A 14,751-nucleotide genomic window follows, 5' to 3' on the forward strand; every position below is an offset into this window, starting at 1 on the left:
GCAGCGCAGCTATTTCTAGCTTAAGTTGACACCAATGAGCAATGCTGTGCCCTCAATACTGCTCGGTTAAGGCAAGAGACGCGATGAATCACAGGCAAGAGACGCGATGAATCGCCGTCTCTACAATAATCTCAATTCTTTACCTCACAAATCCTAAATCGCCATCGGTATTTTGGCTTCCTGAGTATTTTCTTGATTGGATCAAAAAGTGTCTCTTCAGCAAGATATTATTAACTTTTCCTTGTGTTTCAATTAGCACAGCTATATGTACTTAAGTAATAGCTGATAGACTTGGAGAATACATGTCAAGAAGTATGCCAAATTTAGAAATGCCATACCGAGTTCTCGGCAATACGGGAGAAAAAGTTTCCGCTATTGGATTGGGTGGTTGGCACATCGGCTTGAAGCACATTGATGAACAACTGGCTATCCGCATTGTTAGAACAGCCATTGATCGTGGCATCAACTTTATGGATAACAGTTGGGATTACAACGGTGGAGTTAGTGAGATTCGCATGGGAAAAGCGCTGCGCGATCGCTATCGAGACAAAGCGTTCCTGATGACGAAAATCGACGGTCGTTCTAAGAAAGAAGCAACAAGACAGCTAGACGAATCACTTCAACGTCTGCAAGTTGATTACATCGATCTTGTGCAGCACCATGAAATTATTCGATACGAAGATCCCCATCGAATCTTTGACAAAGAAGGAGCGAATGCTGCCTTAATTGAGGCGCGGGAAGCTGGCAAACTCCGATACATCGGCTTTACTGGGCACAAAGATCCCCATATTCATCTGCATACACTGGAAGTTGCAGCTACTTATGGCTTTAAATTTGATACAGTGCAGATGCCGCTAAATGTGATGGATGCTCACTACCGAAGCTTTGCAAAACTAGTTCTACCAGAACTGGTTAAACAAAACATTGGTGTTCTGGGGATGAAAAGCTTGGCGAACGGTATTCTTTTGCGGTCAAACACTGTAACGCCAATTGAATGTTTACATTATGCTTTGAATCTGCCTACATCGGTTGTGATTACCGGAATTGACAGTATGGAGATTTTAGAGCAAGCCTTTGAAGCAGTGCGGACGTTCCAGCCAATGAATGACGAACAGGTGCGATCGCTCTTAGCAAAAACAGCAGAAGTGGCATCAAGCGGCGAGTTTGAACCTTTCAAAACCTCGTCAATTTTCGACAGCACTGCCCAAAATCCAGATTGGCTGGGAGAGGAGCCACAGCGCATCCAGCAATTGATGCCAACGTGATGCTTCAGCAGGCAGCCGAAAAGTCGCTGCTACACAGGCAAAATACACCTGCATGGGTTTGAAATTCTTGATTTTACCGAAGAAAGGCAGAAGGCAGGAGGTAAGAAGTATCAATTAAAACTTTAGTTCTGGGTCTAAAGCCCAGTTCAAAGCAATAATTATACTGAGACTGCTTGCAGCTAGGTATAAAACGTCCTTGCTTCAATCCCACTCTTTTAAGGGTGGGTTACCTCCTGCCTCCTGCCTTTATCCTCCTGCCTCCTGAAATTAGTCCATGCCGGTGGATTTTGCTTTTGTAGTAGTGAATCCCATCCGCCAATAATTGTCAAAAATCTTCCAAGCTTAAAATTCAATCTATCAAAATAGTGAATTCATCTAATAACTAATGACGCTAGAACCTCTATCTAAGGATCGATATGGCTAATAAGCTAAATGAAGTAAAAATAGTATACTACATCACATGAGATTGTATTGTATGAAATCAAATTATGTTGCAAAACAGCTTTCCACGGTAAAACGCTGGATGGCCACAACACTGTTTTGTATGTTAGCGATCGCTTTTGTTTGGCAAGGTGCATTTTTCTCGAACACTTCAGCAATGGCTGATCCCGCTGCAACCCTGATTGCATCGTCAGATGCAGGCGATCGCGCTCAAGAAAAAGCCAGTAAAGATGCTGGACGAACCAAAAATTTCATCGAAGATACGGCAGATAAAGTTAAGCAAGCTGCCAAGAGCAATGCCAATAAAGTTGACCAAGCAACAGACAATGGTAGTTTTGTTGAGCGCAAAGCCAAGAAAGATGCGGCTACAATTCAGAAAAGAGCAGACGAAGATGCCGCTCGGACTAAAAAAGCAGTAGACGACACTAAGAATGTTGTTGAACGTACTGTAGACAGCATCAAGGATGCTTTTGGTCAATAGAGAATAGATATAGCAATCCTATTGGATTTGTGAAAATCGAAAACCTCAGATTTCCGATTTCTTAGAGAAGTCGGAAATCTTGCTGTTTAAGCTAAATAAATACCGAAGTTATATCAAACTAGCAAGTATTTTTACATACGTTATCACTGCGTCCGTATGAACTAGCGATCGCTCAGAAAACTAACTGCTATCACTGAAGAAGAGAAGAAACAATTGTTAAATATTTATCAGGAATTATCCTAGATAGATAGTTAAAAATAAAATATTTAACTTTCTTTTTTACTAACTTTAAAGGTTAAGATTTAAGAATCCGCTTAGGATATTTCCGCAAATTGCTTCTGAAAAACTTGTTTTTCTATACGTGCTACAGGCTACTTTTAAGTAGTATTGCTTATTGACAAATGTGTTGTAGCTTTAATTGATTGCAACCTCACTTGACGAATTGTTAATGGGTAACAAATTTTTCACCATTATCAATTACGAAGTTATACTTTCCACTACAACTTAGTAACAATGTAAGAGTTTGATTCTGTGGACAACCCGACCGTGGGAAAATCAAAATACCGAGACTAGAAGTTAGAGAGGAAAACCCTATAATATGCATCTGAGCGAAATCACCCATCCTAATCAGTTGCACGGTTTATCTGTTCGCCAACTGCAACAGATTGCCCGTCAGATTCGAGATAAGCATCTCCAAACGGTAGCGGTTAATGGTGGACACTTGGGGCCAGGATTGGGTGTTGTCGAATTAACACTAGGACTTTACCAAACACTGGACTTAGATCGGGATAAAGTGATTTGGGATGTAGGACACCAGGCTTATCCCCACAAACTGCTTACAGGACGTTACGATAGCTTTCACACCCTCAGACAAAAAGACGGAGTTGCAGGTTATCTCAAACGCGGTGAAAACAAGTTTGACCACTTTGGGGCTGGACACGCTTCTACAAGTATTTCAGCGGCATTGGGTATGGCTTTAGCGCGAGACTTGAAAGGCGAAAAGTTTAAAGCCGTTGCTGTTATTGGCGATGGGGCGCTGACTGGGGGTATGGCTTTAGAAGCCATCAACCATGCTGGACACATGCCGAAAACTAACCTGTTGGTTGTTCTCAACGACAACGACATGTCTATATCCCGCAACGTCGGCGCGATTCCCCGCTATCTCAACAAAATGCGCCTCAGCCAACCGGTGCAATTTATTAAAGATAATCTTGAGGAACAGTTAAAGCAAATTCCCTTTGTGGGTGAATCCCTGTCTCCCGAACTCGGACGCATCAAGGAAGGTATGAAGCGCTTGGCTGTTCCCAAGGTAGGTGCAGTTTTTGAAGAACTCGGCTTTACCTACATTGGGCCAGTAGATGGTCATAATCTCGAAGAATTGATTGCCACATTCCAACAGGCACATCAGATACAAGGCCCAGTTTTGGTACATGTAGCAACAATCAAGGGCAAAGGCTATGAAATTGCTGAACTAGATCAAGTTGGCTACCACGCCCAAAGCCCCTTCAACGTAGCAACTGGCAAAGCCATTCCTTCCAATAAACCCAAACCCCCGGCTTATGCCAAAGTCTTTTCTCACACTCTGGTAAAACTTGCCGAACAAAACCCAAAAATCGTCGGCATTACTGCGGCGATGGCAACGGGAACAGGCTTAGATAAACTTCAGGCCAAATTGCCCAATCAATATGTTGATGTCGGCATTGCTGAACAACATGCAATCACCCTAGCAGCAGGACTTGCAACCGAAGGAATGCGCCCCGTTGCGGCTATTTATTCCACCTTCCTGCAACGTGCTTACGATCAGATAATTCATGATGTCTGCATCCAAAACCTGCCAGTATTCTTCTGCTTGGATCGGGCAGGAATTGTCGGATCTGATGGCCCCACCCACCAAGGTATGTATGACATTGCTTATCTGCGTTGCATTCCCAACATAGCAATCATGGCACCCAAAGACGAAGCAGAACTGCAACGCATGGTAGTAACTGGTGTTAATCATACCAGTGGCCCCATCGCCATGCGCTATCCGCGTGGCAATGGCTACGGCGTTCCCCTGATGGAAGAAGGTTGGGAACCTTTGGAAATAGGCAAAGGCGAGATTCTGCGTACAGGCGATGACGTGTTAATCGTCGCTTATGGCACAATGGTTTATCCAGGAATGCAAGCCGCTGAAATTCTCAGCGAACATGGCATTGAAGCAACTGTAATTAATGCCCGTTTTGTGAAGCCTTTAGATACCGAGTTGATTTTGCCTTTAGCTAAGAAAATCGGCCGCGTTGTCACCTTAGAGGAAGGCTGTGTCATGGGTGGCTTTGGTAGTGCGATCGCAGAAGCTTTAATGGATGCAGAGATTCTAGTTCCTGTGAAACGATTCGGTGTACCAGATGTGTTAGTAGATCATGCTGAACCCAATGAATCTAAAACAGAACTAGGTTTAACTAGCCATCAAATAGCAGAGAGAGTTTTGCAAGCTTTCTTTAAACAGCAAGTATCTGCTGTGGTTTAGCTAATTCTTTGTAGAATAAATCGCCCATACTTGTTACTCAGGTGTGGGCGATTCCCTTTTGAAAACGACAAGTTTAATATCCGTAATATGATGTTTGGTTAAACCTTAATCAATTACCGAAAACTATCAGGTATTAAATAATTACTTAAATTAATTTTTATCGCTTTATTATCTGTATACTTAATCTAGTTAATTACTACGATTCTTATACCATCAATTCACTAGCAATATCAATTTAGTAGCAAGCGATCGCTTTCTAGTTTTCATGGGTTTAACTTCAATCGTTGAACCCCCTCTTTTGTCTTGGTCTTTTTCAACAATCAAACCGAATTCCAATATTCAAAGGACTGTAAAAGTATGGCTATTGTAGGAACAAACAATAACGATAATTTAGTCGGCACTTCTGGAAATGATACTATTCAAGGCTTAAACGGTAATGATAGCCTTTCTGGACTAGGTGGAAACGATCGATTATCAGGTGGTGCTGGAAGTGATACCTTATCTGGCGGTGCAGCGAACGACCAATTTGTCTTAGAGAACTTTAGTGGTTCTGGTTTTGTTCAAGACTTAGATATCGTCACTGATTTTAAGAAAGGAGAAGACAAAATTGACCTGAGTACCATCGGCATCAGTGACTTCAATACTCTGTCACTTCTGTTAAGTGATAACACAGTTGGTAACGCCATCATTACTACAAGATATCGCCTTGCCGATGGCGATTATTATTATCGACTTCAAATCAACGGCATTAGCAAAAGCCAATTACAAGCTAGTGATTTCATTTTCAAGAGTGCAGTTGTAAATGACACCATCACAGGAACTTTTTTAAATGATGATTTGTTTGGTGGTTTCGGTAACGATACCCTTCTTGGTGATGATGGAAATGACAGTTTGTTTGGCGAACAAGGAGATGACAGATTATCAGGTGGTGAAGGAAACGATACCTTGTATGGCGGTGCAGGAAAAGACCAATTTGTCTTAGAGAACTTTAGTGGTTCTGGTTTTGTTCAAGACTTAGATATCGTCACTGATTTTAAGAAAGGAGAAGACAAAATTGACCTGAGTACCATCGGCATCAGTGACTTCAATACTTTGTCACTTCTGTTAAGTGATAACACAGTTGGTAACGCCATCATTACTACAAGATATCGCCTTGCCGATGGCGATTATTATTATCGACTTCAAATCAACGGCATTAGCAAAAGCCAATTACAAGCTAGTGATTTCATTTTCAAGAGTGCAGTTGTAAATGACACCATCACAGGAACTTTTTTAAATGATGATTTGTTTGGTGGTTTCGGTAACGATACCCTTCTTGGTGATGATGGAAATGACAGTTTGTTTGGCGAACAAGGAGATGACAGATTATCAGGTGGTGAAGGAAACGATACCTTGTATGGCGGTGCAGGAAAAGACCAATTTGTCTTAGAGAACTTTAGTGGTTCTGGTTTTGTTCAAGACTTAGATATCGTCACTGATTTTAAGAAAGGAGAAGACAAAATTGACCTGAGTACCATCGGCATCAGTGACTTCAATACTTTGTCACTTCTGTTAAGTGATAACACAGTTGGTAACGCCATCATTACTACAAGATATCGCCTTGCCGATGGCGATTATTATTATCGACTTCAAATCAACGGCATTAGCAAAAGCCAATTACAAGCTAGTGATTTCATTTTCAAGAGTGCAGTTGTAAATGACACCATCACAGGAACTTTTTTAAATGATGATTTGTTTGGTGGTTTCGGTAACGATACCCTTCTTGGTGATGATGGAAATGACAGTTTGTTTGGCGAACAAGGAGATGACAGATTATCAGGTGGTGAAGGAAACGATACCTTGTATGGCGGTGCAGGAAAAGACCAATTTGTCTTAGAGAACTTTAGTGGTTCTGGTTTTGTTCAAGACTTAGATATCGTCACTGATTTTAAGAAAGGAGAAGACAAAATTGACCTGAGTACCATCGGCATCAGTGACTTCAATACTTTGTCACTTCTGTTAAGTGATAACACAGTTGGTAACGCCATCATTACTACAAGATATCGCCTTGCCGATGGCGATTATTATTATCGACTTCAAATCAACGGCATTAGCAAAAGTCAATTACAAGCTAGTGATTTCATTTTCAAGAGTGCAGTTGTAAATGACACCATCACAGGAACTTTTTTAAATGATGATTTGTTTGGTGGTTTCGGTAACGATACCCTTCTTGGTGATGATGGAAATGACAGTTTGTTTGGCGAACAAGGAGATGACAGATTATCAGGTGATGCTGGAAATGATACTTTGTATGGTGGCGTAGGAAATGATACTTATTCTTTTGTAGCGAGTACTGCCTTAGGAACCGACACAATAATAGAAACCACAACAGGTGGTACTGATACTATTAACTTTAGCGGTACTACAGTTGCCGTCAATTTAAATCTAGGTGTCACAACTTCGCAAACGGTTAATAGCAATCTCAAACTCATTCTCTCTGCCAACAACGTTATTGAAAATGCAACGGGTGGCACGGGTAATGACACTCTCACTGGTAATACACTGAATAACACTCTCATTGGTGGTGGTGGAAATGACCGACTCCAAGGTTTAACAGGAAATGATACTTATTCTTTTGTAGCTAATACTGCCTTGGGAACTGACACAATTATAGAAACCACAACAGGCGGTACTGATACTATTAACTTTAGCGGTACTACAGTTGCGGTCAATCTAAATCTAGGTGTAACAACTTCGCAAACAGTTAATAGCAATCTCAATCTCATTCTTTCTGCCAACAACGTTATTGAAAATGCAACGGGTGGCACAGGAAATGACACTCTCACTGGTAATACACTGAATAACACTTTAATTGGCGGTGGCGGAAATGACCGACTCCAAGGATTAACAGGAAATGATACCTATTCTTTTGTAGCTAATAGTGCCTTGGGAACGGACACAATTATAGAAACCACAACAGGTGGTACTGACACTATTAACTTTAGCGGTACTACAGTTGCCGTCAACCTAAATTTAGGTGTCACAACTTCGCAAACGGTTAATAGCAATCTCAAACTCATTCTCTCTGCCAACAACGTTATTGAAAATGCAACGGGTGGCACAGGTAATGATATTCTCACTGGCAATACACTGAATAACACTCTAATTGGTGGTGATGGAAATGACCAACTCCAAGGGTTAGCAGGAAATGACACCCTCTTGGGAGGTAATGGTAATGATACTCTTACAGGTGGAATTGGTAGTGATAAATATCTGTTCCAAAGTAATAGTGTGTTTAACACAAGCTTAGGTATTGATACCATCACTGACTTTGAAGCCGGACAAGACCAGATTGTGCTGAGTAAAACCACCTTCAATACTGTTACTAATACTGTGGGTCAGGCTTTAACTGACTTTGCAGTTGTCACTGGTAATCAATTCGTCAACGCTAGTAATGCGCGTATTGTCTTTAGCCAAAGTAGTGGCAGCTTATTCTATAACCAAGATGGCAACGTTCTGGGTACAGGAACAGTGTTTGAGTTTGCCCGTTTGGGGAATCCTAATATTACTTTGAGTAGTAGCAATTTTAGTCTGATTGCTTAGTACTCTGTCAACTTTCAATTGATAGATAATCAAGTTTGTAGTAAGGACTAAAGTCTTTACTACAAACCCTCAAAACTAGCTTAAAAAAGTACTAGTATCACCTTGCCTTAATTAGAAAATATAAATGCTTAGGAATTTCTAATACTATTTTTGATTTACAATTTTGGATTTTGGATTGTTAAAGAGTTAGTGGCGATCGCTCGTTCTCAGACTCACCACCGTTACGCTATCACCCAGTACGGTTCAGTTAAGCCTGAAAGTCTTGTAAATTAAGCATTTTCCCAAGAATAAAAATGAGCGTGTGGTGCATCTCAAAGACTTCTTATTGGTGTCTCCAGATATACAAAGTAGTGATGTACTGAAACCAATTTAGGAAGAATTCCTGCCAATGTGAAATTTCTTGCAGAACAACCTTTAGAAGACGGCTCTTACCTGTCATATATTTATCAATCGGGCAAGCTTAGAAAAAAAGGTTGTCAACCAATACTGCTACGAGTGATTGAATACACAATTTAACATCCACGCAACTTTGAAAACACGCCGTAGATACTTTTTCTTACCACAGTGTATTGCATATAAATACTAAGCAGTATAGAGTTAAGTCGCTAGTACTACTTTGCATAATTCATAATCCGTAATTCGTAATGATGCTCCTACGGACGCTTGATCGTTAACGTAATTACCATTTTTGCAAGGGTTTCAGACATTTGAAATGAGTGATTTATTTTCGCCGTACTGTGCTAGCATTTACCACTATTAATTTAAAAATATTCATGCTAACTATGCAACATGGCCATATCAAACAATATTAAATCTATTGCCAAAGTATGAGTGTGCCTACATTGGGCTTTGTCCCATTAACGCTCTCGGATGAAATTCAGATGTTAACGCAACTCTAGAGCAGAGTATGACAAATTTTTTACTAGCTTCTGTATTATCTACACCAATTAAAGACCCAGTACCGGTTTTTCTGATGATGTTGGGGATTATGCTAATCGCGCCCCTGCTATTTGAAAAAATCAAACTACCGGGTATTGTCGGATTAATTTTGGCCGGTGTTGTAGTCGGGCCAAATGGACTGGGATTATTGGCACGAGATAACACAATTGTGCTTTTAGGCACAGTTGGTTTGCTATTTCTCATGTTCATGGCAGGACTGGAAACTAGCTTGGATGATCTGAAATATAACGCTGATAAAGCAATCATATTCGGATTAGCTACCTTTGGTGTGCCGATGGTATTAGGTACCGCAGCCATGATGGCCATTGGCTATGGTGTATTACCTGCCATTTTAGTTGCTTCTTGTTTTGCTTCCCATACGCTACTAGCACTACCGATAGTCAGTAAATTGGGAATTATGCGCTCTCAGACATTGACGACCACTCTCGGAGGCACATTAATCACCAATGTTTTAGCACTTTTGGTTTTAGCGGTGGTAGTGAGAGCGCATCAAGGCAGCTTAAGCATACAGTTTTGGTTATTCCTGATTCCTTCACTAATTATCTACACATTTCTGACACTATGGGGTCTACCTCGTCTTGGTCGCTGGTTCTTTCAGCGGTTTGGACACGATGAAGGGGCAGAATTTACTTTTGTCCTAGCTACCCTGTTTGTGGTTTCCTATGGGGCAGAATTAATCCAAATTGAGCCGATTATTGGGGCTTTTTTAGCTGGAGTTGCTATTACCCAGCTAATTCCCCAACTTAGTCCTCTGATGAATCGGATTCAATTTATCGGAAATACGCTGTTTGTACCCTTTTTCTTGATTTCTGTGGGAATGTTGGTGAATCCCCTGATTCTGATTCAAGAACCGCGATCGCTTCTAGTATCCGCTGTTATGGTAACTGTTGCCATTATCGCTAAGTTCATTCCTGCATGGGGTTCGGGCAAGTTATTCGGATTCAACTTTGACAATATCATGTTGATGTTTGGGCTATCAGTAGCTCAGGCAGCCTCTACCCTAGCTGCAATCACTGTTGCTTACAAAATCGAGTTGGTCGATCAGTTAACAGTGAATGGTACGATCGCCATGATCTTAGTTACCTGCATTGCTTCTCCTTGGGTGACAGATCGGTGGGGGAAAAAAATCAGGCCAGGAGAAACTAGTATTGAAAGTCATCAGTTAGGAAATCTAGGCGATCGCGTTTTAGTACCAGTTGCCAACCCTAGCACTGAAGATAACTTGCTGAAGTTGGCAATACTCTTAACAAAATCAGCAGACGGGACTTTATTACCACTCCATATTTTACTAGAACAAAGTTCCCCAATTTCTCCAGGGGACAAAGCCAGACAAAGCCAATTACTATCAACCGCAGAAATGATTGCCCATGCTGCCGTGGTCAATGTTAGTCCCATTGGTCGGATTGACGAATCAATTGATAAGGGAATTGCTCGTGTAGCAGAAGAAAAGCAGGCCAGTGTGATTGTCTGCGGCTGGAAAGGTTACTCTACTTATCAGGAAAATCTCTTTGGCGGTGTCATTGACAAGATTGTGAATCGCAGTACGGTGCCTGTTTTGGTAACTCGATTCCCCTTGCCAATTGAGCATACAACACGAGTCTTTCTGGCTTTCACCACCCAACAAACTTATGCTAGTTCTTTTGGAGAAAGTATTCAATTAGTCAAAAGTTTGGCAACGGAACTCAAAGCTACCGTACAACTTTTGCAAGTTGTCACAAAACAAGGAGTAGATATCGATTTGACTAAAACCGGATTGCCAGAAGATACACCAATTCAAAAAGTGCGAGGCAATTTTGTGCAGCAAGTTTCTCGTTTACTCAAAACCAACGATCTGCTAGTGTTAAACGGGACTGTTGAACAGAAAACTCAACTAGTTTCACTTTTTGGTCGAATACCAGAAGCGATCGCTCGCAATCATCCTGAAGTTGCTATGATTATTGCCTACTTTCCCAAATAGTCCCAAGATGAGGAAGAAGTAGGGGAAGAGGTGAAAATGTCCAATCCTCAATACCCAATATCTTCCTATGACTTTTAAATTTTGAATTTTTAATTTTGAATTCGGAGCGAAGCAACGTGACACCTTCCCCAAACCAAGTTTATCCCGTTATTTGGCACAACAACTCAGTGTCACTAATTGACCAAACTCGCTTACCCAACGAATATACATTTGTGGAAATTCACCGCAGTGAAGATATGGCGCGGGCGATTAAAACCATGATTGTCCGGGGTGCGCCTGCAATTGGTGTAGCTGCGGCTTATGGAATGTATCTTGGTGCAAGAGAAATTGAAACAAGCGATCGCCACGATTTTTTGCAAGACTTAGATAAAGTAGCCCAGTTGTTGCGTTCTACTCGTCCGACGGCGGTAAATTTATTTTGGGCAATTAGCCGAATGATCAAAGCCGCCAACGAAACTCTAGGAACAGTAGAAGACATTAAGCAAACCCTTTTCCAAACAGCCCAAGCGATTAATATTGAAGATTTGCAAACTTGTCAAGCAATTGGCGATCATGGTTTGGCAGTGTTACCTAATACCCCAGAAAAGCTAAGGCTACTTACTCACTGTAACGCCGGGGCATTAGCGACAGCTGGCTATGGCACTGCTTTGGGTGTGGTGCGTTCTGCTTGGAGGGAAGGACGTTTGGAGCGTTTATTTGCCGATGAAACCCGTCCCCGCTTACAAGGTGCAAAACTCACTACTTGGGAATGTGTCCAAGAAGGTATTCCAGTTACATTAATTACTGATAATATGGCAGCCCATTGCATGAAACAGGGTTTGATTCATGCTGTAGTTGTGGGTGCTGACCGAATTGCTGCTAATGGCGACACTGCTAATAAAATTGGTACATATAGTGTTGCGATCGCAGCTAAAGCTCATAATATACCCTTCTTTGTGGCTGCACCCCTTTCCACCGTTGATTTTGAATTAGCCGATGGCAGCAAAATTCCCATTGAAGAACGCGAACCAACAGAAATCTATCAAGTTGGTGATACTATTCTCACACCTGCGGGTGTAGAGTTTTACAATCCAGCATTTGATGTCACTCCAGCTGAGTTGATTACAGCAATTATTACAGAGAATGGAGTATTTGCTCCTGGTGAATTAGTGAAATCTCAGCCACAGCAAGTAGCCTAAAATTAATCCCAATACTGCTGGAGTTTTGGATTTTAAACTGGAATTTGGTTTGGGGAAAAGATTACTGAGTTTAGGTTAAAAGTTTTTTCTTTCCCCTTTCCCATTCTCCTTTTCCCCTTAACCGACAAGTATTGATATCAATTATGTATCAATTAGCTTTAATATTCAGCGCATATTCTTTAAACCTTTCCAAATCAGCTTGAATCGTCGATTCAACTATCCGTCCCAAAAATAAGTTATCCATAATTTTGCCAATAATGCCAGGAATCGCATAGGAAATGGTCATTTTAACAATGCTACTATTGTGGCGATCGTAAAAGCGAATTGCTCCTTGATTGGGCAAACCATCAATCGATTCCCATTGGATAATTTGATTGGGAATAACTTTAAGAATTCGGGATTGCCAATTAAATTCTAGACTGCCAGTTTTTAATTTCCAAAGAGATATATCTGGATTCTCTGGGGGAATTTTCACCGAATCAATCCATTTCATCCACCGAGGCATTTGCTCTAAATCAGACCAGAGGCTCCATACTAAATCTATAGGAACTTCTACTTCTACCTGCACAGTATGCTCTAACCAATCTGACATGATCTATTTTTCCTTCTCTACGAGACGCTTTGCGTAGCTTGCTTGTTTGCAGGAGTACGGGCCCTTTGCGCCCTTCCCTTTACGCGAACGCGGTAGCCTGTGGCAAGCCACTCCGTGTCTATGTCAATTCTTCAAACTCTCCAAAATCACTTTGGCCGCACGCCGCCCAGAAATAGTTGCTCCTTCCATGCTGTCGATGTAGTCTTGCTGAGTATAACTCCCTGCAAGGAAGAAATTATCCACTGGTGTTTTTTGGTTGGGACGGTACGCATCCATACCTGGCGCTTCTCGGTAGAGAGACTGAGCAAGTTTTACTACGCTATACCAAGTCATATTTAGTTCCCGCGACGAGGGAAATAGTTCATGAACTTGCTTGAGGACATGCTGTGCGATCGCTTCATTACTTTGTGCAATAAACGGATCTCCCGGTGTCAGCACTAGTTGTAACAAAGACCCCTGTCCTGGGCGATAATAATCAGCAGGGCTAGTCAACGCCAAATCCGCAAAACAAGAAAAGTCAGCATCGGCTGTGTAAAGTAAATTATCGATTCCAGCCGCATGATTTAGCTGTTTACGTTCCTTTCCATCGTTCAATTCTGTTACCCAACCATCGAAGCGTAACTGCACTGTAGCCACTGGCACTGCATCCAGTTTGTAAATATTGTCAAATTCTGACCACTTACGCCACTCGTTGGGGAGGATGCGTTGAATTCCTGGAACATCACAAGCAAAAACGTAAGCATCCGCGGTGATAGTTTCTACGGTATCACCTTGGGCAACTACTATACCAGTGACGCGGGTTTGTCCGTCTGACTCTGTAAACTGGATTTCCCTGACTTGCCGACGCGTGTAAACTTTCGTGCCTCTAACTTCGAGATATTCCAGAATGGGTTTGTGTAAATATTCAGATGGTGAACCTTCCAGCATTCGCAAAACTGAAGCTTCAGTTCTAACTGCAAATAGCTGGAATATGGTTAACATACAACGAGCAGACATATTTTCGCAATCAATAAATCCTAATGCGTAGGCAATGGGGTTCCACATACGCTTAATGCTGCCATTGCTCCCACCGTGACTGCGGAACCAGTCGGCAAAGCTAACTTTATCTAAATTGCGGATGGTTTTCATCGCCCCATTAAAGTCTACCAATCCTCGAACTATCGGACTAGTACCCAAAGCGATCGCATTTTGCAGTTTATCCTGCAACGATAGTTGAGAAGTAGTAAAAAATGCCTTTAAGCCATTGAAAGGCGCACCTGTGAGGAAGCGAAAATCCAAAGCACCGGTGCGCCCCCCTTTATTAATAAAAGTGTGGGTATGTTCCTTGAGGCGTAAGTTTTCTAACACCCCCACTTTCTTCATCAAGTCAAATAGTTGGTAGTAGCACCCAAAAAATACATGCAACCCCATTTCTAGATGGTTGCCATCTCCATCGACCCAACTGCCAACTTTACCACCCACAAACGGACGAGACTCAAAAATCTCGATTTCACAACCAGCATCAGCTAGATCTACTGCGGTTGCTAGTCCAGCCAGTCCCGCACCTACGATTGCAACGCGCATTCCGTCGTTCCTTTTCAGTTTCTTTACAGATTGTAACTGGGTTGGTGTCGGAATTTGCTACTTAATATCAACTCCACCAGCATATTAAGTTATGGCAATGTTGATACTAAAACCTCTTTGATCACTTTTTTTAGTCCCTAAAGATTACCAGACGCGTTTTTCTCGCGTCTGTATCAGCTAGACAAAGTATTGTCCATAGCCGTGGACTCAAAAAGGTATGATAGCT

The 14,751-nt window shown here is 41.7% G+C and carries 9 protein-coding genes and 1 pseudogene; 8 read left to right on the plus strand and 2 right to left on the minus strand.

The features are described from left to right. Positions 1–302: 302 nt before the first annotated feature. The 8 genes and pseudogenes from RRG12_RS16855 to mtnA all read left to right on the plus strand — a co-directional run bounded on the left by RRG12_RS16855 (position 303) and on the right by mtnA (position 12,370). Positions 303–1,265, plus strand: a complete 963-nt coding sequence (locus RRG12_RS16855) for an aldo/keto reductase (RefSeq protein WP_420760077.1) — start codon at positions 303–305, stop codon at positions 1,263–1,265. 475 nt (positions 1,266–1,740) lie between these two features. After that, positions 1,741–2,187 (plus strand): hypothetical protein, encoded by a 447-nt coding sequence (locus RRG12_RS16860; RefSeq protein ID WP_069074765.1) that lies wholly within the window; start codon positions 1,741–1,743, stop codon positions 2,185–2,187. A gap of 598 nt (positions 2,188–2,785) precedes the next feature. Continuing rightward, positions 2,786–4,693 (plus strand): 1-deoxy-D-xylulose-5-phosphate synthase, encoded by a 1,908-nt coding sequence (gene dxs, locus RRG12_RS16865; RefSeq protein ID WP_420760078.1) that lies wholly within the window; start codon positions 2,786–2,788, stop codon positions 4,691–4,693. Positions 4,694–5,050: 357 nt separating this feature from the next. Next, the gene (locus RRG12_RS16870) at positions 5,051–8,275 is read left to right on the plus strand and encodes a M10 family metallopeptidase C-terminal domain-containing protein (protein ID WP_420760079.1); all 3,225 of its coding nucleotides are present in this window, start codon (positions 5,051–5,053) and stop codon (positions 8,273–8,275) included. A gap of 150 nt (positions 8,276–8,425) precedes the next feature. Then, the gene (locus tag RRG12_RS16875) at positions 8,426–8,548 is read left to right on the plus strand and encodes a hypothetical protein (RefSeq protein ID WP_256091185.1); all 123 of its coding nucleotides are present in this window, start codon (positions 8,426–8,428) and stop codon (positions 8,546–8,548) included. 96 nt (positions 8,549–8,644) lie between these two features. Further along, a pseudogene (locus RRG12_RS16880) lies at positions 8,645–8,788 on the plus strand (IS4 family transposase); the annotation flags it as partial. A gap of 394 nt (positions 8,789–9,182) precedes the next feature. Continuing rightward, positions 9,183–11,192, plus strand: a complete 2,010-nt coding sequence (locus tag RRG12_RS16885) for a cation:proton antiporter (RefSeq protein WP_420760080.1) — start codon at positions 9,183–9,185, stop codon at positions 11,190–11,192. A 116-nt stretch (positions 11,193–11,308) separates the two neighbouring features. After that, complete coding sequence (gene mtnA, locus RRG12_RS16890; RefSeq protein ID WP_420760081.1) at positions 11,309–12,370, plus strand: S-methyl-5-thioribose-1-phosphate isomerase; 1,062 nt, start codon at positions 11,309–11,311, stop codon at positions 12,368–12,370. Between the two features lie 148 nt (positions 12,371–12,518). Here mtnA and RRG12_RS16895 read toward each other — a convergent pair whose 3' ends face one another. Further along, entirely contained in the window at positions 12,519–12,962 is a 444-nt protein-coding gene (locus RRG12_RS16895; protein WP_069072798.1) for an SRPBCC family protein, read from the minus strand. 123 nt (positions 12,963–13,085) lie between these two features. Then, positions 13,086–14,525, minus strand: a complete 1,440-nt coding sequence (zds, locus tag RRG12_RS16900; RefSeq protein ID WP_420760082.1) for a 9,9'-di-cis-zeta-carotene desaturase — start codon at positions 14,523–14,525, stop codon at positions 13,086–13,088. Between the last annotated feature and the right edge of the window lie 226 nt (positions 14,526–14,751).

It is taken from the genome of Nostoc sp. CALU 546 (assembly GCF_048836525.1).

Excerpts from the sequence above, each read along its gene's own strand:
- RRG12_RS16855 (WP_420760077.1), top strand. The coding sequence starts at position 303 with ATGTCAAGAAGTATGCCAAATTTAGAAATGCCATACCGAGTTCTCGGC.
- RRG12_RS16860 (WP_069074765.1), top strand. The coding sequence starts at position 1,741 with ATGAAATCAAATTATGTTGCAAAACAGCTTTCCACGGTAAAACGCTGG.
- dxs (WP_420760078.1), top strand. The coding sequence starts at position 2,786 with ATGCATCTGAGCGAAATCACCCATCCTAATCAGTTGCACGGTTTATCT.
- RRG12_RS16870 (WP_420760079.1), top strand. The coding sequence starts at position 5,051 with ATGGCTATTGTAGGAACAAACAATAACGATAATTTAGTCGGCACTTCT.
- RRG12_RS16885 (WP_420760080.1), top strand. The coding sequence starts at position 9,183 with ATGACAAATTTTTTACTAGCTTCTGTATTATCTACACCAATTAAAGAC.
- RRG12_RS16895 (WP_069072798.1), bottom strand. The coding sequence starts at position 12,962 with ATGTCAGATTGGTTAGAGCATACTGTGCAGGTAGAAGTAGAAGTTCCT.
- zds (WP_420760082.1), bottom strand. The coding sequence starts at position 14,525 with ATGCGCGTTGCAATCGTAGGTGCGGGACTGGCTGGACTAGCAACCGCA.